This is a genomic window from Glycomyces sp. NPDC021274 (assembly GCF_040641195.1).
In the GTDB taxonomy this organism is placed as follows: domain Bacteria; phylum Actinomycetota; class Actinomycetes; order Mycobacteriales; family Micromonosporaceae; genus Glycomyces.
On sequence record NZ_JBFADC010000002.1, the window covers coordinates 408,480 to 426,232 of the forward strand.

19 protein-coding genes and 1 pseudogene are annotated in these 17,753 nt (G+C 70.5%); 9 read left to right on the plus strand and 11 right to left on the minus strand.

Annotation, left to right across the window (positions count from 1 at the left end; genetic code table 11):
- Positions 1 to 17 precede the first annotated feature (17 nt).
- The 3 genes from AB0I03_RS05785 to AB0I03_RS05795 all read right to left on the minus strand — a co-directional run bounded on the left by AB0I03_RS05785 (position 18) and on the right by AB0I03_RS05795 (position 2,949).
- On the minus strand, positions 18 to 359 hold the full coding sequence (locus AB0I03_RS05785; RefSeq protein WP_360407023.1) for a MazG nucleotide pyrophosphohydrolase domain-containing protein: 342 nt from the start codon (positions 357 to 359) through the stop codon (positions 18 to 20).
- A 33-nt stretch (positions 360 to 392) separates the two neighbouring features.
- A complete protein-coding gene (locus AB0I03_RS05790; RefSeq protein WP_360407026.1) occupies positions 393 to 1,400 on the minus strand; it encodes an MsnO8 family LLM class oxidoreductase in 1,008 nt (335 codons plus the stop codon).
- A gap of 91 nt (positions 1,401 to 1,491) precedes the next feature.
- Positions 1,492 to 2,949: a class II fumarate hydratase gene (locus tag AB0I03_RS05795; RefSeq protein WP_360407029.1), complete on the minus strand. Its 1,458-nt coding sequence runs from the start codon at positions 2,947 to 2,949 to the stop codon at positions 1,492 to 1,494.
- 134 nt (positions 2,950 to 3,083) lie between these two features.
- Here AB0I03_RS05795 and AB0I03_RS05800 point away from each other — a divergent pair, with 134 nt between their 5' ends.
- Positions 3,084 to 3,380: a GNAT family N-acetyltransferase gene (locus AB0I03_RS05800; protein ID WP_360407031.1), complete on the plus strand. Its 297-nt coding sequence runs from the start codon at positions 3,084 to 3,086 to the stop codon at positions 3,378 to 3,380.
- On the opposite strand, the gene AB0I03_RS05805 is transcribed toward AB0I03_RS05800, so the two are convergent.
- The gene (locus AB0I03_RS05805) at positions 3,377 to 4,348 is read right to left on the minus strand and encodes a pirin family protein (protein ID WP_360407034.1); all 972 of its coding nucleotides are present in this window, start codon (positions 4,346 to 4,348) and stop codon (positions 3,377 to 3,379) included. The genes AB0I03_RS05800 and AB0I03_RS05805 overlap by 4 nt on opposite strands.
- Positions 4,349 to 4,482: 134 nt before the next feature.
- Here AB0I03_RS05805 and AB0I03_RS05810 point away from each other — a divergent pair, with 134 nt between their 5' ends.
- Positions 4,483 to 4,950: a MarR family transcriptional regulator gene (locus tag AB0I03_RS05810; protein WP_360407037.1), complete on the plus strand. Its 468-nt coding sequence runs from the start codon at positions 4,483 to 4,485 to the stop codon at positions 4,948 to 4,950.
- 3 nt (positions 4,951 to 4,953) lie between these two features.
- On the opposite strand, the gene AB0I03_RS05815 is transcribed toward AB0I03_RS05810, so the two are convergent.
- Positions 4,954 to 5,883, minus strand: coding sequence for an oxidoreductase (locus AB0I03_RS05815; RefSeq protein WP_360407040.1), 930 nt, complete (start codon positions 5,881 to 5,883; stop codon positions 4,954 to 4,956).
- A 165-nt stretch (positions 5,884 to 6,048) separates the two neighbouring features.
- Between AB0I03_RS05815 and AB0I03_RS05820 the strand changes: the two genes are divergently transcribed.
- On the plus strand, positions 6,049 to 6,633 hold the full coding sequence (locus tag AB0I03_RS05820; RefSeq protein ID WP_360407043.1) for a helix-turn-helix domain-containing protein: 585 nt from the start codon (positions 6,049 to 6,051) through the stop codon (positions 6,631 to 6,633).
- Between the two features lie 96 nt (positions 6,634 to 6,729).
- Complete coding sequence (locus AB0I03_RS05825; RefSeq protein WP_360407046.1) at positions 6,730 to 7,683, plus strand: pirin family protein; 954 nt, start codon at positions 6,730 to 6,732, stop codon at positions 7,681 to 7,683.
- A gap of 117 nt (positions 7,684 to 7,800) precedes the next feature.
- Here AB0I03_RS05825 and AB0I03_RS05830 read toward each other — a convergent pair whose 3' ends face one another.
- Positions 7,801 to 8,700, minus strand: a complete 900-nt coding sequence (locus tag AB0I03_RS05830) for a fructosamine kinase family protein (RefSeq protein ID WP_360407049.1) — start codon at positions 8,698 to 8,700, stop codon at positions 7,801 to 7,803.
- Between the two features lie 158 nt (positions 8,701 to 8,858).
- On the opposite strand from AB0I03_RS05830, the gene AB0I03_RS05835 reads away from it, so the two are divergent.
- Positions 8,859 to 9,479: a pyridoxamine 5'-phosphate oxidase family protein gene (locus tag AB0I03_RS05835; RefSeq protein WP_360407052.1), complete on the plus strand. Its 621-nt coding sequence runs from the start codon at positions 8,859 to 8,861 to the stop codon at positions 9,477 to 9,479.
- Between the two features lie 127 nt (positions 9,480 to 9,606).
- On the opposite strand, the gene AB0I03_RS05840 is transcribed toward AB0I03_RS05835, so the two are convergent.
- Positions 9,607 to 10,485 carry an alpha/beta hydrolase gene (locus tag AB0I03_RS05840; RefSeq protein WP_360408098.1) on the minus strand — a complete coding sequence of 293 codons (879 nt, stop codon included), beginning with the start codon at positions 10,483 to 10,485 and terminating at the stop codon, positions 9,607 to 9,609.
- 96 nt (positions 10,486 to 10,581) lie between these two features.
- Here AB0I03_RS05840 and AB0I03_RS05845 point away from each other — a divergent pair, with 96 nt between their 5' ends.
- Both AB0I03_RS05845 and AB0I03_RS05850 read left to right on the plus strand, forming a co-directional pair.
- Entirely contained in the window at positions 10,582 to 12,507 is a 1,926-nt protein-coding gene (locus AB0I03_RS05845) for an AfsR/SARP family transcriptional regulator (protein ID WP_360407055.1), read from the plus strand.
- A 120-nt stretch (positions 12,508 to 12,627) separates the two neighbouring features.
- The gene (locus AB0I03_RS05850) at positions 12,628 to 13,539 is read left to right on the plus strand and encodes an alpha/beta hydrolase (protein WP_360407058.1); all 912 of its coding nucleotides are present in this window, start codon (positions 12,628 to 12,630) and stop codon (positions 13,537 to 13,539) included.
- Positions 13,540 to 13,569: 30 nt separating this feature from the next.
- Here the strand turns inward: AB0I03_RS05850 and AB0I03_RS05855 are convergent.
- The 4 genes and pseudogenes from AB0I03_RS05855 to AB0I03_RS05870 all read right to left on the minus strand — a co-directional run.
- Positions 13,570 to 13,731: pseudogene (locus tag AB0I03_RS05855) on the minus strand (IS5/IS1182 family transposase); the annotation flags it as partial.
- Between the two features lie 66 nt (positions 13,732 to 13,797).
- Positions 13,798 to 14,556, minus strand: a complete 759-nt coding sequence (locus AB0I03_RS05860) for a phosphotransferase (RefSeq protein ID WP_360407061.1) — start codon at positions 14,554 to 14,556, stop codon at positions 13,798 to 13,800.
- A 157-nt stretch (positions 14,557 to 14,713) separates the two neighbouring features.
- On the minus strand, positions 14,714 to 15,505 hold the full coding sequence (locus tag AB0I03_RS05865; protein ID WP_360407064.1) for a TIGR02569 family protein: 792 nt from the start codon (positions 15,503 to 15,505) through the stop codon (positions 14,714 to 14,716).
- An 85-nt stretch (positions 15,506 to 15,590) separates the two neighbouring features.
- A complete protein-coding gene (locus tag AB0I03_RS05870) occupies positions 15,591 to 16,166 on the minus strand; it encodes a GNAT family N-acetyltransferase (RefSeq protein WP_360407067.1) in 576 nt (191 codons plus the stop codon).
- Positions 16,167 to 16,376: 210 nt separating this feature from the next.
- Here AB0I03_RS05870 and AB0I03_RS05875 point away from each other — a divergent pair, with 210 nt between their 5' ends.
- Complete coding sequence (locus tag AB0I03_RS05875; RefSeq protein WP_360407070.1) at positions 16,377 to 16,979, plus strand: hypothetical protein; 603 nt, start codon at positions 16,377 to 16,379, stop codon at positions 16,977 to 16,979.
- A 97-nt stretch (positions 16,980 to 17,076) separates the two neighbouring features.
- Positions 17,077 to 17,475, plus strand: a complete 399-nt coding sequence (locus AB0I03_RS05880; RefSeq protein ID WP_360407073.1) for a PRC-barrel domain-containing protein — start codon at positions 17,077 to 17,079, stop codon at positions 17,473 to 17,475.
- Positions 17,476 to 17,753: the final 278 nt, after the last annotated feature.

The window sequence follows — 17,753 nt, forward strand, 5'->3', positions numbered from 1 at the left end:
CGGTCCCGCCGCCCGGCTTAACCGTCTTCTTCGAGCGCGGCCAGTTTGGCGTTGACCCTGGCCTCCAGCTGGCTCGTGGTCTTGTCGAACGCCGCGGCGAGGTCCACTTCGTACCGGTCGGCCAGCATCAGGACCGACCACAGGCAGTCGGCGAGCTCGTGTTCGAGCGCCTCACGGCCGCCCGGGTAGGTGCGCACGTTCTCGGCGACCTGCACCTGCCGCACGAGGTCGCCCACGTCCCCGACGAAGCCGAGCGCCAGGTCGAGGCCCGACCAGGCGCGCTGGCCGTTCGCCTCGTTGAGCCGGTCGAAAAGGGCGGCCAAGTCGGTCGCCTTCGCTGTTGCCGCTGCGATGTCCATGAACATCATTCTGGCAGTCGGCGCTTCCGCCGGCTACGTGCTTGGGAGGCCGGTGAGTTCGGCGAGGCGGCGGTGGGAGTCGAACAGGGCCTTGCGGTCGTAGGACGAGGTGCCGATGAGGAGTTCGTTCGCGCCGGTGGCCTCGACCAGCTCGGTCAGGCGAGGGGCCACCTCGTCCGCGGTGCCGTAGATCGCGCCCGCCAGCGCCTGTTCGAGGTACTCGGATTCGCGGCCGGTCTTCTCGGCCGCCCGGATCTCGGCGGCGGGCCGCAGCGGCCGGAACTCGCCTCTGGTGCGGGACTGCGCGGTCGACCACTGCTCGGGGAGCAGCAGGTCCTCGGCGGCCTCTCGGGTCTCGGCGACTGCGACGGTCTGCGCCACGACGACGTACGGCTCGGTCCGCCACGGTGAAGGCCGGAAGCCGCGGCGGTACTCGTCGATCTTGGCGCGCGTCGCCTTGAGCCCCTTTGACGGGGCGATGACCAGGCCGACGCCGTGCCTGGCGGCGTACTCGCCGCCGGAGCCCACCGCCAGGACGTAGGGCTCAGGGCGCAGCCCCTCGCCGGGCCGCGCATGCACGCCCGGGTGGGACTGCTGCTCGCCGGTGAAGTAGCCGAGGAGCTCGGTCAAGAGTTCGTCGAAGTCCTCGGCCTCGTCCAGGTCGTGGCCCAGCGCGGCCCGGACGGCCGGGACGAACCCGAGGGTGCGCCCCAGGCCTATGTCGATGCGGCCCTCGAACAGCGACTCCAGGACTCCGAACTGCTCGGCGACCACCAGCGGCCGGTGGTTGGGCAGCATCACGCCGCCGGTGCCGACCCGAATCCGCGAGGTCGCCGCCGCGACCGCCGCCGCCAGCACGGTGGGCGCCGAACCGGCGATCCCGGGCACGCTGTGGTGCTCGGCCACCCAGTAGCGGTGGAAGCCCAGGTCCTCGGCCTGCTTGGCGTTGGCGACGACGTCGCGCAGGGTCTCGGCGGGCGTCTCGCCCTCGGCTACGACCGCGCGGTCGAGCAGCGAGAGCCGAAACTGCGGAGTGCTCATACGCCACGCAACGCCCGCGCAACCGCGGATGTTTCACGATCCGCTCCGATCGTGCCCGAATTCACCGGTCCCGCGCCGTCGCGAAAGCGGTCTAGGCGAGGCCGAGGTCGCGGCGCGGGTCGCCGACCATCGTCGCGGGGTCGACGATGCGGTCGAAGTCCTCGGCGCTCACGCCCAGTGCGAGCGCGGCCTCCCGCAGGGTCGAGCCCTCCTCGTCGGCCTTGTGGGCGATCTCGGTCGCCTTGTCGTAGCCGATGTGCGGGCTGAGTGCGGTCACCAGCATGAGCGAGCGGTCCACGTGTTCGGCGATCTTCTTCCGGTCCAGTTGCGTCCCTTCGACACTGAACTCCTTCAGCTTCTCGGCGGCGTCGCCGAGGATGCGGGCCGAGTGGAGCACGTTCGCGATCACGACCGGCCGCATCGTGTTCAGCTCGAAGTGCCCCTGCGCGCCGGCGGCGGCGACGATCGAGTCCTCGCCGATGACCTGCAGGCACACCATGAGCGTGGCCTCCTGCTGGGTGGGGTTCACCTTGCCGGGCATGATCGACGAGCCCGGCTCGTTCGCCGGGAGCCGCAGCTCCGCGAACCCGGCGCGCGGGCCCGATGCGAGCCAGCGCATGTCGTTGGCCACCTTCATGAGTGCGACCGCGACCCCGCGCAGGCCGGCGCTCACCGCGACCATGCCGTCGAGGGACGCCTGCGCCGCGAACTTGTTCGGGGCGGTCATCAGCGGGAGGCCGGTCAGCTCCGCGAGCTTCGCGGCGATGGCCTCGCCGAAGCCTTCGGGGGCGTTGATGCCCGTGCCGACGGCGGTTCCCCCGGCGGCGAGGCCGCAGATGCTCGTCAGCGAGTCCTCAAGGCGCACACGCGCATCGCGCAGCTGCGCGGCCCATCCGGACCATTCCTGACCCACCGTGAGGGGCGTGGCGTCCTGGAGGTGGGTGCGGCCGATCTTCACGACGTCGACCCACTGCTCGGCCTTGAACAGGATGGCCTCGGTGAGCCGGTCGAGCTGCGGCAGGGTGCGGTCGCGCAGCGCCAGCAGGGTCGCGAGGTGCATGGCCGTGGGAAAGCTGTCGTTCGAGGACTGGCTCAGGTTGACGTGGTCGTTGGGGTGGACGGGGGTCTTGGTGCCGAGCCCGCCGCCGAGGAGCTGGTTGGCGCGGTTGGCGATGACCTCGTTGACGTTCATGTTGGTCTGGGTTCCGGAGCCGGTCTGCCACACCGAGAGCGGGAACTCCGTGTCGAGGTCGCCCGCGACGACCTCGCCCGCCGCGACGACGATCGCCTCGGCCAGCTGCGGGTCGAGCAGGCCTTCGGCGGCGTTCACGAGGGCCGCGGCCTGCTTGACGCGGCCGAAGGCCCGGTAGACCGCGGTGGGCATCCGGTCCTCGCCGATCGCGAAGTGGTGCAGGGAGCGCTGGGTCTGCGCGCCCCAGTAGTGCTCGGCGGGGACCTCGATGGGCCCCATCGAATCGGTCTCGGTCCGCGTGCCGGTCGCGCCGGTGCCCACCGGCACGGTCCGCATCCGGTACTCCTCGTTCACCATCGTGGGGTCTCCGCTCTCGATGCCGTTTCGCCCCAGGATTCCACGATTCCGGCGCGATCGCTAAGACTCCGCGTTCGGTGGACGTTGCGGCCCGGGGGGACCATGCTTGGCGGGAGGCCGAAGGAGGCAGGAACGTGGACGTGACCGATGCGCCGGACCGGAGCCGCTACGAGGTGCACCAGGACGGGAAGCTGCTCGGTTTCGCCGAGTACGTGCGCCGCGAAGGGGTCGTCACCTTCACCCACACCGAGGTGTTCCCCGAGGCCCAGGGCATGGGCGCGGCCTCGGAGCTGGCGCGGGTCTCGCTGGACGAGGCGCGGTCGCGGGGCGAGCGGGTGCGGCCGCTGTGCCCCTACTACGCCCGCTGGATCGAGCGGCACCCCGACTACCAGGACCTGGTGGTCGAGGGCCGCTCGCTCAAGCACCCTTAATCGGTGTGCGGGAGGCGCTTCGCGGGGATCACGCCGAGGCGTCCGGCCTGGTAGTCCTCGAAGGCCTGCACCAGTTCGGCGCGGGTGTTCATGACGAACGGCCCGTAGTGCGCCACCGGTTCGCGGATCGGCTGCCCGCCGAGCACGTACAGGTCGAGCTTGGGCGTGCGCGAGTCCTGGAGCGGCGCGGCGGCCACCCGGATCGCGTCGCCGGGGCCGAACACGGCCGTCTGTCCCATCTGGAACGGGCGCCGGTCGGTGCCGACGGTGCCCGCGCCGGCGAGGGCGTAGACGATCGCGTTGTACTCCGGGTGCCACGGCAGGTCCACTTGCGCGCCGGGCTCGACCGTGATGTGCGCCAAGGTGATCGGCGTGTACGTGGAGCCCGGTCCGGCGTGGCCTGCGATGTCCCCCGCGATGATGCGGATGAGCGATCCGCCGTCGCTTGTGGTGACGAGCGCGGACTCGCGGCCGCGGATGTCCTGGTAGCGCGGGGCGACGAACTTCTGGGCGCGCGGCAGGTTGACCCACAGCTGGGTGGCGTGCACGACGCCGCCGCTCATGACGAAGCTCTCGGGCGGCATCTCGTTGTGGAGGATGCCGGCTCCGGCGGTCATCCACTGGGTGTCGCCGTCGCTGATCCGGCCGCCGCCGCCGTTGGAGTCCTCGTGCTCGATGACGCCGTCCATGACATAGCTGACGGTCTCGAAGCCGCGGTGCGGGTGCCAGGGCGCGCCGGTGGGCTCGCCCGGGGCGAGGTCGACTTCGCCCATGTGGTCGAAGTGGACGAACGGGTCGAGTTCGTGCATCGGGATGCCCGCGAAGCCGCGGCGGACCTGGAATCCCTCGCCTTCCATGCCGAGCGGCGCGGTGACCAGGCGCTTGACCTCGCGGAAGCGGGTCTGGGCGGGGTCAGGGAGCGGCAGGCGGGGCAGGACGAGGACGTCTTCGACGGTGACGGCGGGCATGGCGATGCCTCAGCTTTCCTTCACGGCGCACCCGGCGCGGTGGACCCGCGCCGTACATGATGCGTCATGTTCTTCATCGTGAACTGTAGCTCGGGATAGATGATGTGTCAAGAACCGGGTAGGATGGGGGCATCATGAACGACGAGACCCAGTGGCTGAGCCCGCGCGAGCAGCACGCCTGGCGCGCTTACATCCGGCTGAACCAGAAGCTCTTCGCCCGCCTCGGCAGCGAACTCCAGACGCAGTCGAAGCTCTCGGGCGCCGACTTCGCGATCCTCGTGGCCCTGACCGACGAGCCCGCCGACCGCCTGCGCTTCCAAGAGCTCGCCAAGGCCGTCGACTTCGAGCAGAGCCGCCTCTCGCACCAGATCGCCCGCATGGTCAAGCGCGGCCTCGTCGCCCGCGAGGAGTGCGCCGAGGACGGCCGCGGCGCCTTCGTCACCATCACCGACCAGGGCCGGGAGGCGATCGAAGCCGCCGCGCCCAAGCACGTGGCCGCCGTCCGCCGCCTCGTGCTCGATGCGATCTCCCCCGAGGAACTCGACACCCTCGGGGACATCGCCACCCGCATCGTCAAGCACCTCGACGAGACCGCGCCGTAAACGTCAGGCGGCGGCGAGCTCGTACTTCACGCCGGTCAACTCCTCGGAGACCGTCCACAGCCGCGCCGCAGTCTCCCGGTCCTTGGCCGCCGGGACCGTGTCGACCACGACCGGCGCGCCCTTGCGCTCGCGCTTGCCGGCGGGCCCGTAGTACTGGCCGCCCTGCGCCTTCGGATCGGTGGCCGCGCGCAGCTGCGGCAGCGCACCGTCCGCCTGCGACTGGGTCACGAACGGCATGATCATCGCCGTGATCCGCCGAGTCACCGCGTTCATGCCGTTCGCGGCGAGTTGGGTCGCGGAGAACCCCGGGTGCGCCAGCAGACTGCGGACCGGGCTCCCGGCCGCCTGCAGCCGCCGATCGAGTTCGAGGCCGAAGACCGCGTTGGCGAACTTCGACTGCCCGTAGAAGCCGATCGCGCTGTAGCGCTTCGCGCCGGTCAGATCCTCGAAGTGGATGCGCCCGTGCCCGTGCGCGAGCGAGGAGACGGTCACCACCCGCGGGTTCCGGCCCGCCTCGAGCAGGCCCAGGAGCCGCCCGGTGAGCGCGAAGTGGCCCAGGTGGTTGGTGGCGAACTGGCGCTCGTGGCCCTGCGGGCTCAAGCTTCGCGGCACCGCCATGACGCCCGCGTTGTTGACGAGGAGGTCGAGGCGATTCCGATCGGCGACCAGGCCGTCCGCGAACGCGGCCACGGAGTCCAGGTCTTCGAGGTCGAGCGTGCGCACCTCCAGGTTCGCGCGCGGGTGGTCCTCGCGGATCTCATCAGCGGCCTTGCGGCCCTTGGCCTCCGAACGCGAGGTCATGATCACGTGCGCGCCGCGCCCGGCCAGCGCACGGGCGGTCTCGATGCCGAGGCCGCTGTTGGCACCGGTGACGACGACGGTGCGGCCGGTCTGGTCGGGGATGTCGGCGACGGTCCACTGCCTGCTGCTCATCGGGTGTCTCCTGTCGGTTTCGCCTCGAGCATAGGCCCTGCGGCGAGATAAGCTGAATTTGCGTTCATCTTCATCATGAACCATGATTCAGGTTATTGCAAGCTTCGCGGCGCGCGCCTCGAGACGCGATGCCATACGATGCGGGTCCGAACGAGAGGAGACGGGATGACCGCGGAACGCCCGCTGCGCGCCGACGCCGCCCGCAACCGCTCCAAGATCCTGGAGGCCGCGGACCGGCAGATCGTCGCCCACGGACCCGAGGTCCGGATGGAGGCCATCGCCGAAGAGGCCGGTGTCGCGGTCGGCACCCTCTACCGGCACTTCCCCACCAAGGACGCCCTGGTCGCGGCCGTCGTCGAATCCCACGTCGAGTGGATCATGACCGAGGTCGAGGCCACGGCCGACCGCATGGAGGCCGGCGCCGACGCCCTCTCGGAGTTCCGGCGCTTCCTCCTCACCACGATCGAACTCGCCGCCAGCGACCAGGCCGCCAAGGCCGCCGCACGGGCCCTGGGCGCGCAGTACGACATCGCCCGGCCCGTCGCGCGCGGCACCGCCGCCATGGAGCGGATCATCAAGGCGGGCAAGCAGTCCGGCCAGTTGCGGGCCGATCTCGACATCGAGGACTTCTTCCTGCTCTTCGCCACCGTCCCGCTCGACCAGCCCCCCAGGGCCCGCGAGCGCTGGATCGAGCTGTTCGTGGGCGGCATCGCCGCCGTTTCGGCCCCGAAGCCGAGCAACGCCGAATGACCGAGGCAAAATGCCTCGATGTCGATATATATTCTTTCAACACTGGCGAGGGCGCGGTCCACGTCCGATTCGCCGCTCCCGCGCTAAGGTGACCGCGTGAGCAATCTCGAGGTTCGCCCCGTGGAAGAGCCCTGCCGGCCCTCCGGCCACGCCGGGCCCGAATCGGTGCTGCTGGAGGCCCGGGACGTGCCGCTCGGCGGCGTCCGCGCCATGCACGTGAGCCGCACCCTCCCGCAGCGGGAGATACCCACCGTCGGCGCGTGGTGCTTCCTCGACCAGTTCGGGCCCGAGCGCACGGACATGCAGGTGCTCCCCCACCCGCACTCCGGGCTCCAGACCGTGACCTGGCCGCTCCGGGGCGAGATCCGGCACCGCGACAGCCTCGGCTCGGACGTCCTGCTGCGCCCCGGGCAGCTGAACCTCATGACCAGCGGCCCCGGCATCGCCCATTCCGAGTTCTCGCTGGGCGAGGCCCCGCTCATCGAAGGCCTGCAGTTGTGGGTCGCGCTGCCCGACGGCGGCCAGGGCATCGCCCCGGGCTTTGAACAGCACCTGGAGCTGCCGCGGTTCGAACTCGAAGGGGCGCAAGGCATCGTGGCCCTCGGCGAACTCGCCGGCGCGGTCTCCCCCGCGACCGTGTTCACACCGCTCGTCGGCGCGCAGGTCACGATCGCGCCCGGTGCGTCGCCCGTGGTGCCGCTGCGGCCGGACTTCGAGCACGCGGTCCTCGTCATCTCCGGTGCGCTGCAAGTGGACGGCACGCCCCTTGAACGCGGCCCGCTGCTCTACCTGGGCACCGGCCGCGACTCGCTGCCACTCGCCTCGGACGCGGGCGCCTCGGTGTTCCTGCTCGGCGGCGAGCCGTTCGCGGAGGAACTGGTCATGTGGTGGAATTTCGTCGGACGCTCGCATGAGGACATCGTCGCCGCCCGGACCGCTTGGGAGGACCCGGATCAGACCCGGTTCGGCCACGTTGCGGACCATGACGGCCGGCGCATCCCCGCGCCCCCGCTGCCGGGCGGGCGGCTGCGCCCGCGAGGTCGCCGGTAGGCGAGGCCGCCGAAACTGCGCTTCCGGAATGCACTGGGTTGTCTACGCGTGCAACGAGAGCGGCGCGCTGCGCCGGTCTCGGAACGGCGCTTGGAACCGCTCGATTACTCCACTGTCCTACCCGCTGATCGCTCCGCTCGTCCCGCCGCGGCGCATGAACGGCTTGATGACCGCTCGAACGGCGTCCGCTGCGCCCCAATCGTCGTCGTCGTGGGCGATGATGCTGAGAAGCTCCCGCAGGTGCAGGACCTGCATCCGCTCCTCCCAGCCGTCGGCGAGCCCCGCGATCTCCTTGTACACGTCGAAGAACCGCTCTGAGACCGGCGGGCGCGTCGCACACCACAGCATGCTCAGCTCGGACTCCGGCCAGCCGTAGTGCACGGCCGGGTCGATGAGCACGGGGTCGCCCTCAGTGGTGGCGAGGATGTTCTCCTGCCACAGGTCGCCGTGGTTCAGGCACGGCGGCTGCGGCGGAACCAGATCCGGCAGGGCGGCGCAGAGCCGTTCCAGCGCTGCGCGCTCGTCACGGTCGAACGCCGCGTCGACCAGCGGTTCGGTGAGCCAGCGCAGGACGCGCCGTTCGGCGAAGAAGGCGTATCCGTCCGCGTCCCATGTGTTGTCCTGACGCAGCCTGCCGAGCCAGCCGTCGCTGTGCCAGCCGAACCGGTCGCTCACGGTGGAGGTGTGGAGCGCGGCGACGGTGTGGGCGAGCCGCTCCCAGAAATCCTCGTCGTCGCGGCGCGGCTGCATCTTCTCGAGTACGAGGAGCCGCTGCGTGGCGAGCAGCACTTCGGGGGTGCGGGCTCCGCCGAGGTCGCGGAGCGCGGCGAGGCCGGCGGATTCGACGGCGAACAGGTCGAGGTCGTGGTCGAGCATGGTCTTGGCGAAGAGCTGGGTGCCGTCTTCGAGCGTGACCAGCCCGGCGACGGCGACCACGCCGCCGAGGGCCTGCTCCACGTTCCGCGCTACGTATCCGGCTTCTCGGAGCCGCTCGGTGAGGATCGCTTCATGTGACACGTTCCCATCCAAACATGTCGCTGTCTGGCAACGACCCGGCCGTTCGGAGCTTCCGCGCAGCTCCTATATGCTCGCCGGGCTAGTATTTTCGTTCGTGAGATGCCGCAGGTCAGGCGCCGCTCGTCGGGCGGCTCCGGACACCATGCTTGGAGGAGACCGTGGACTACATCGGCTCGCACGAGGAACTGCGCGCGATCTACAAGACGCCGGACGCGTCCGACATCGCGGTCCGCAAGGAGCTGGGGCGGCTCGACGCGCACTGCCGGTCGTTCATCGCGCGGAGCCCGTTCGTGCTGATCGGTTCGTCCGACCTCGACGGCAACGCCGATGTGACGCCGAAGGGCGACCGGCCGGGCTTCGCCGAGGTGCTGGACGACCGCACCATCGCCATCCCCGACCGCCCCGGCAACAACCGGCTCGACACCCTCGAGAACGTCGTGCTGAACCCGGCGGTCGGCCTGCTGTTCGTCATCCCCGGCATGAACGAGACGCTGCGGGTGAGCGGCGAGGCGCGAGTCACCGTCGACACTGGACTGCGCGAACGGATGGCCGTGGAGGGGAAGCCGGCGATCAGCGTCCTCGTCGTCTCCGTGAAGACCGCGTACATGCATTGCGCCAAGGCGTTCATGCGCTCCAAGCTGTGGAAGACCGAGGCCTGGCCCGACCGCGCCTCGCTGCCGACGCTCGGCCGGATCCTCCGCGACCAGCTCGCCGTCGACGGCACCGCGGAGCAGACCGACCAGCGACTCGACAAGGCGTACAAGGAGACCCTCTGGTAGGGACTCGCGCTCGTGGTCCTCGCCGCGGCGGTCGTCTGGCTCTCGGTGGTCCTGTGGCAGCGGGCGGTCGAGCCCGCGACCGCTTGAGGCTGAAGGCGTGCTCCCCGACCGGGGAGCACGCCTTTCGCTAGCGCGCCAACAGCTCCCGCAGCATCTTGGCGACCATCGCCGGGTCCTCCTCGGCCATGAAGTGGCCGGCATCGGTGAGCCGGTGGTCGAGGTCGGGCGCCCAGGCCCGCCACACGGCCGCGGCGTCGTAGCCGAGGGCCGCGCCCCAGTCCTGCTGGACCACGGTCACCGGCATCCGCAGGAGGTCGCGGTTCGCGCGGGACGCCCGGTCGTGCTCGAGGTCGACGCCCGCCGAAGCGCGGTAGTCGGCCACAATGGAGGTCACGGCCTCGCGGGAGGCCCGCAGGTACTCCGCGCGCACCGGGCCGGGGATGGCCTCGGGGTCCTTCGTCCAGGCGTCGAGGAAGAACCCGAAGAACGCGTCGGCGCTCGCGGCGATCATCCGCTCGGGCAGGCCGGGCGGCTGGGCCATCAGGTAGAGGTGGAACGCGACCGCCGCGTCCGCGCCGTGCAGCACCTCCCACATGTCCAGGGTCGGGACCACGTCCAGGATCGCCAGGTGCGAGACCGCCTCGGGATGGTCGAGCCCCGCGCGGACCGCGACGAGCGCGCCCCGGTCGTGCCCGGCCAGCGCGAACCGCCGGTGGCCGAGCCGCTCGGCGAGGTTCACGATGTCGGCGGCCATGGTGCGCTTCGCGTACGTGTCGGGGCCGTCCTCGGCGGGCTTGTCGCTCGCGCCGTAGCCGCGCAGGTCAGGGACGATCACGGTGTGGTCGGCCGCGAGGTCGGCGGCGACGTGCCGCCACATCAGGTGCGTCTGCGGGAAGCCGTGGAGCAGCACGATCGGGCTGCCCTCGCCGCCTACGGCCGCATGGAGGGAGACACCGTCATCGACGGCGATCCGGTGGTGCTCGAAGCCCGGTATCGAAAGACTCATGGTCGCTCCTTCTGGTTCGGTGGGTCTCTCGAGTCTGCGAGTCGCCGATGAGCGTTCGATGAGCGCGATAGTTTGACGGCGGATGGAGGTGCCCTTGTGCGAATCGGTGTGCTCGGCCCGGTCCTGGCCTGGGACGAGGCCGGGTCCGAGCTGGAGCTGCGGGGTCCCCGGCACCGGGCGGTGCTGGCGCGGCTGGTGGCCGCGCACGGGCGGGTCGTGCCGGTGGACCGGCTCGTGGACGACCTCTGGAGCGAGCCGCCGGCGGGCGCGGTGAGCGCGGTGCGGACGTTCGTGGCGGCGCTCCGGCGCGCGCTGGAACCCGACCGGCGTCCGCGTACACCTGCGCGGCTCCTGGTGACCGAGGGGCCGGGGTACGCGCTGCGGGCGGAGCCGGAGGCCGTGGACGCCTGGCGGTTCGAGGCGGCCGCCGCCGAGGCCGCCGGTGCGCCGCCGCATCGGGCGCTCGCGCTTCTCGATGCGGCCCTTGGCGATTGGCGCGGACCGGCGTATGCGGACTTCGATGAGGCGTGGGCCGGCACCGAGCGGGCCCGGCTCGAGCAGTTGCGGTTGGCGGCGGTCGAGCGGCGTGCGGCGGCGCTGCTGGAGCTGGGGCGGCCGGGCGAGGCGGTGCCGGAGCTTGACGCGCTGGTGGCCGAGCAACCGTGGCGCGAGGAGGCCTGGCGGCTGCTGGCGCTGGCGCTGTACCGCACGGGACGGCAGGCGGACGCGCTCGCGGTCCTGCGCCGGGCCCGGTCGCTGCTCGACGAGCGGCATGGCGTGGAACCGAACGTGCGACTGCGGCGGCTCGAGGCCGACCTGCTGCGCCAGTCCGACCCCGGTGCCGAAAGCGCCGAACAGGTATGGGCCGCAACGACGGCGGCGTACGACCAGACGGTGGGCCCGCAGTCGCCCGCGCGACTCGAGTCCACTGTGGGATTGCTCCGGAGCCTCGCCTTCACCGGCGGCGCTGGGCTCGGGACGGCGCAGGAGCAGCGGGCCGCCACGGTCGCCGCCGCCGAGCGGTTGGACGACCCCGAGCTCGCGGCGCGGGTGATCGGCGGCTACGACGTGCCCGCGATCTGGACGCGCGCGGACGATCCCGCGCGCTCCGCCCGGATCGTGGCCGCCGCCGAACATGCCTTGGCGCGCTTGGGCACTGACGCGCACGAAGTCGACCGGGCCCGCCTCCTCTCGGTGGTCGCGGTCGAATCCCGGGGCGTGCCGGGCCCGCGCCCGGCCGAAGCCGCCGCCGAGGCCGAACGGCTCGCCCGGGGACTGGGCGATCCCGCGCTGCTGGCGTTCGCGCTCAACGGCGTGTTCATGCAGACCTTCCACCGCACCGGCCTCGCCTCGGAGCGGGACCGGATCGGTGCCGAGCTGGTCACGCTCGCGACCCGGCACCGTCTGCCCGCGTACGCGATCCTCGGACATCTCGTGCGACTCCAGGCGCGGAGCGCCCTGGCGGACTTCGACGGCGCCGATAAGCACGCCGCGGCGGCCGATCAGCTCGCCGAGCGGCACGAGCGACCGCTCACAGGGGTCTTCACCGAGTGGTACCGGGCTATGCGGCTCGCGGCCCACGACGCGCCGTTCGCGACGGCCGAGGCCGCCTACCGTGCCGCGGCGGTGCGGCTCGACGGCGCGGGCATGCCGGGGGTGCAGCGGGGTCTGCTGCCGCTCGCGCTGCTGTGCCTGCGGTTGCGGCATGGGATGCCGTTGGCCTTCGAGGACGACACCGATTGGGGCCCTTACGAACCCTGGGCGCGGCCCTTGCTTCTGCTCGAGGAGGGGAAGCGGGACGAAGCGGCGACGGTGCTGCGGCGAACGCCGGTGCCGCCGGGCGATCTGCTGACCGAGGCGATGTGGGCCCTCAGCGGGCGGGCGGCAATCGCTTTGGGCGACAAGGCGATGGGGGCGAAGACGGCGATTGCACTCGCTCCGGCGGAAGGGGAACTGGCCGGGGCGGGAAGCGGGATGTTGACGGTCGGGCCAGTGTCCGAACTGCTCGACGAGCTCCGCTGAGCTGACGAGGCGGCAGTCCCCACAAGCGGCCACGCTGCGGCGTTTAGGTCTGCCGCAACGCGGAAAGCCACCGAGACCGCGCCCTCGCCAGTGAACCGGACGATCGTGAAGGAGACGGACATGGACACCGGACGCACCGCCCGAACCCAGCCTGCAGCACCGGACCGCACCGTCCGGCACCACCGCCTCGTCCTCGACGGCACCGAGATCTTCTACCGGGAGGCCGGCCCGGCGGACGCGCCGGTGGTCCTCCTGCCGCACGGCTACCCGTGCTCCTCCTACCAGTTCCGGAACCTCATGCCCGCCCTCGCCGACCGCTGGCGCACGATCGCACCCGACTTCCCGGGCTTCGGCTACAGCAGCACCCCCGCACCCGACCGGTTCCACTGCACCTTCGACGGCTACGCCGAGCTTCTGCGACAGTTCACCGACCGCCTCGGCCTCGACCGGTACGCGATCTACCTGCACGACTACGGCTCCCAGATCGGGCTGCGCCACGCGATCGCCGAACCGCAGCGGATCGCCGCGCTCATCATCCAGAACGGCGACATCTACGAAGACGAGCTCGGACCCAAATACCAAGGGCTGCGCGAATACTGGGAGCACCCCACGCCGCAGGGTCGCGCCGCGCTGGAGGCGGCGGTGAGCGAGGCCGGTTTCCGGGAGGAGTTCCTGAACGACGTGCGGGAAGACCTCGCCGCGCTGATCCCACCTGACCTGTGGACCCTGGCCTGGGCGCAGCTGCACACGCCCGAGCGCCGGGAGATCATGAACGGCCTCATGGAAGGGCTGCGCGACAACCTCGACTGGTTCCCGCGCTACCAGGCCTACCTGCGCGAACACCAGCCGCCCACCCTGATCGCCTGGGGACCGCAGGACGGCTACATGCCCGAAGGCTCCGCCCGGGCGTACCTGCGCGACCTCCCCAAAGCGGAACTGCACCTCCTCGACGGCGGACACTGGGCGCTGGAGACCAACCTGGACGAGATCACGACGCTGGTCCGCGACTTCCTCACCCGCGTGCACTCCTAAAGGCTGTCCCGCTATTGATTCCGCGGAGTCCAGCGCTCGGTCAGCCAATGGCAGGCTCCAGGGCCTGCCCGGTCGAGGAGCGTCGGCGCTATCACGGACGAATTGGCGAACGAGCTTCGCAAACTGGCGCCGCGAGAGCCCTGAGAACGGCTCGATCCAAGATGTCTCCGCAGCCGTCATGATGCCCACCAAAGCATCCTAAAGTCTTGCTGCGCAAGCAATGACGAGCCGGTCGTGAGCGCCCAGGAGTCCTATCCGTCACGGAGCGCTCGTCGTGAGGGCCGCGTCGAGATCGGAGCGATGATCGCGGACCCATTGCCAGGTCGTGCGGATCCAGCCGGGCACGTCCATCTCGACGAGCTTGATCTTGGCCGCATCACCCGCAGCGGCCTCGGCCTCGACCCCACGCCAGCAGCGGTCCTGCCACCACAGCACCGTATCCACCAGGCGGGCGCGCCCGTCGCGATCCAGGCCGTAGGCGTCGGCGACCAGACGCATGCGCCGAGCGGTCTCAGGAAGATCAGTGACCAGGGTTCCAAGTCGTAGGTACTGCCAGCAAAGATGGGCGACATCATGGATGCGCTCGCCCGGAGCGGCCGCGTCCCAGTCGATGAACGCCACCGGCAGCGCACCCTGGGTGTCGTCGGTGTAGACGGTGTTCCTCGGGGCCAGGTCGTTGTGGCAGACCGTTTCGGCGTCGCCGCAGAGGTCGGTTCCAGCAGTGAGGTCATGGAACTGGCGAACCAGGGCGGCCAACTGAATGAGGCTGGCATCGGATTCGGCGTACGGGGAGCGGTTCAGATTGAAGGGGACGTGGCCGTCGACGAAGGTCAGCATCTCCCGGCCCTGCTCATCGAACCCCAGCAGCCGTGGCGCTCCCTGCCACTCACAGCGCTCGAAGTGCTCGAGCAGCCGGTGGGTGAACGGTGAATGCGGGCCGACGGGCCGACGCACGCTGCCGTCCTTCAACACGACCTCGTTGATAAACCCACCAGCAAGCGGTATCTCATCGACCATCCAGCGAGTTTCCCTCGCCGCCAACGCACACGCAACTGAGATACGGGACAGCCTTTAGCAAGGCCCACTGCCCCACGGCGGCCAGGGCTCGGAGTCGGCGATGTGCAGGAGCTGCCCGCTTGAGTCCGGGCGCTGCCGCGGCCTGCGGGCAACTCGCTCAGAGGCTGTCGAGGACCAGCTTCACGACCGGCCCGTAGGTCGGATGCGGCTGCCAGTCCTCACCGCGCGACTCGGCGGCCTCCTGGTCGGTGATCATGCGGAACAGCAAGGCCCGCAACAGCATTTGCGGCCAGTGCGCGAGATGGCCCCATCGTTCGACAAGGTCCCGGTCGGCGCCGTGCCAGCACAGCGCGTCGACCACCACCACCGCCGCGGCCCACGAAGTCGGACGCCAGTAGGGAGCCCAGTCGATTACCGCGGGCGGCAGTCCAGGTCCATAGAGGACATTGCCGAGCAGGTCCCCGTGGACCAGCTGCTCCTCGGCCGGTACCGGCTCGCGCGCCTCCATCAGCCGACGCAGGACCGGCGCCTCCGCGCTCGCCGCCAGGTCCCATGCGGCCCGGTCGCCGCGGCTCCACCAGTTGTCCCGGTCGTCGAGGAAGTCCGGGCGCGGCACGTCGGCGAGCAGTTCGTGGAACGCCGCGCCCGCCTCGATCGCCGCGTTCCAGCGCTTCGGGTCGGTGCGGCCCGCGACGAGGTACCCGGCCTCCCAACCCTCGTGCAGCCAGTCGCCCGAGACCGCGCGCACGGGCCGGGCGATCCGCACCCGGTCGGTGTCGGGAAGTGCGTTGAGGATCGAAGCGCGCCAGCGGGCCTCCGCGGCCATGCCCGCGGGTTTCAGGACTATCGAACCGGCCTGCCAGGTCTCGCCCTGCCCGCCTTCGAGCAGACGCGGCTGACCGGTGACGGCAAAGGCTTCGAGCACACTCTGCGGCGGTACCGTTCGCATCGGCCGAACCCTGCCACGGCTCCGCCGCGCCGTCAAACGCATTCCGGCCGCCCCCGCGCAGGACGGCACTCAGCGTGGTCGCCGATCAGCCGCCGAGTGCACGCATGAAGCGGCGGCAGACATGCACCCGAGTGAACTGCTCACGCATCGCCGCTTCATCTTGCATGCGGCCGTGCAGGAACGCCTTGATCGGGTGCAAATCCGGCCGCCGTTCGCCGACGGCGCGATCCGGCTCGGCCTCGTCGGCGTAATAGTCCGCGTAGACATGCAGGTAGTGGTCGGACTCGGCGAACCCGTTGGACCGGTACCAGCGCAAGGTCGACGGATCGTCCCTGGTCCAGGCGTCCAGCGTGGCCACGTTCAGGTCGAGGAGGCGGCGGGTCGCCTCCTGGAGGAGCGCGCGGCCGATGCCCTGGGACCGGTGGTCGGGGTGGACCGCGATCGTCTCGATGGTCGCCGATGCGCCCTCGACCTCGATGTCGAGGATGCCGCGAACCTCACCGCGCGGGCCGGTGGCGACCAGCTCCAGGCTGGGCGGCGGCATCGACGGCTTCCGCGTCTTGACGTCATCGAAGTACGCGGTGTCCAGGAACGCGAGGACGCGGCAGCGCAGCCAGCCGCGCTCGTCCTCCGGCAGGTACGGCCGGATGTCGTGGTCCAAGTCAGTGCTCCTCTACAAACGTCTCGGGGTCGGCGATGCGGATGAGCTGCTTCCCGAGGTTGCGGCCCTCACCAGTTTTCGGTACCGCCCTAAGGGTCGCGCAGAACCGGAGCTCGTCGACTCGGGCGGCGACCTTTGTCGACACCGGTGTCCGGGCCGATGCGTTCAGGTCATCGATTGCATTTCGCACTCTGCGGGTAAACGAACCCCGTGAAAACCAACTTCAGCACCGCCCTCACCATTGCAGGCCTCCTCGCCGACATCGCACGCCTGATCGTTCTCGCCGGCACGATCGCCGCCGCGGCCACCGGCAGCCTCGCCGACGCCGGGCTCTTTGCGTTGGTGTTCGCCCTGCTGTTCCTCCCCCGAATCTCCCGCATTCCCAGCCCCTTCGACCTGGCCGTCTGCGTCCTCCTGCCGCTCGCCACACTCGCCACGACCGCCGACTGGTACCAGCGGTTCGCCTGGACCGACTGGGTGATGCACTGCCTGGCGACCGCAGCCATCGCGGCCGCGGCCTACCTCATGATCGCCGGCACCCCGCTCCTGCCGCGGCTGCGCGACGACCGCCGCGCCACGACGGTGCTGCTCACCGCGCTGATCGGCCTGGCCTTCGGCGTGGTGTGGGAGTTCGTCGAATGGTTCTTCCTGGTCGTCCTGGCCGTTCCGGTGGGCGTCGGCTACAACGACACCATCGCCGACCTGGCAATGGACATCCTCGGCTCGCTCCTCGCCGGCGCTGCGCTCGTGGCGTGGACCGCCCAGGCGGCCACCGACCCGGCCCCCGAGCCCGCCCCGGTCCAGGCGTCCTGAGTGCAGGCTGGGGGCCGAACCGCAGGTGTCCGGATTCGGCCTCGGCGCAGCGGGTATCCAGAGGCCACCAGTGGACGGAAGAGAGGAATGAGCCACGATGAACGACAAGCCGACCACCCTCACCCGGCTCGGCGACAGCGAGTTGACCGTCGCCAACGAGGACGAGGACGTACGCGGCCGCAAGGTGATCGACAGGAACGGCGACGAGACCGGCTCGGTCGACGGCCTCATCATCGACGAAGCGGAACGCAAGGTCCGATTCCTCGAAGTCGGCTCCGGAGGCTTCCTCGGCCTGGGGAAGAAGCAGGTCCTCATTCCGGTGGACGCGGTCACGCGCATCGACGAGGACCACGTCTACATAGACCGGGGCCGCGAAGAGGTCGCATCGGGACCCGGCTACGACCCCGAACTCATGCCAGAGCCCGACCGCCCGTACTACGAGAACGTCTACACCCACTACGGCTTTCCGCCCTTCTGGGGAGCCGGATACCGGTAGCACCCGGCCACCACCACTGCCAACCGCGGAAAGTGCTAGCAGCAGAGGAGGCTCGGTCGCCGAAACGGCGACCGAGCCGCTCCAGTAGCCGTCGGCCAGGGCGTGTTCAAGTTCCGGTGCGGCTTGTAGGTAATGCCCAGGATCGTGAGGGCTCGTTCGGGTTCGTCTCTGATCGCGCGGGTGGTCTTGGCGATGTTGGTCGCGCCGAGCGTTTTGAGGACGCCGATAGCCAAGTTGCGGAAAGCGGCCATGGCGCGGGGCAGGCAGCCTCAGCCCGA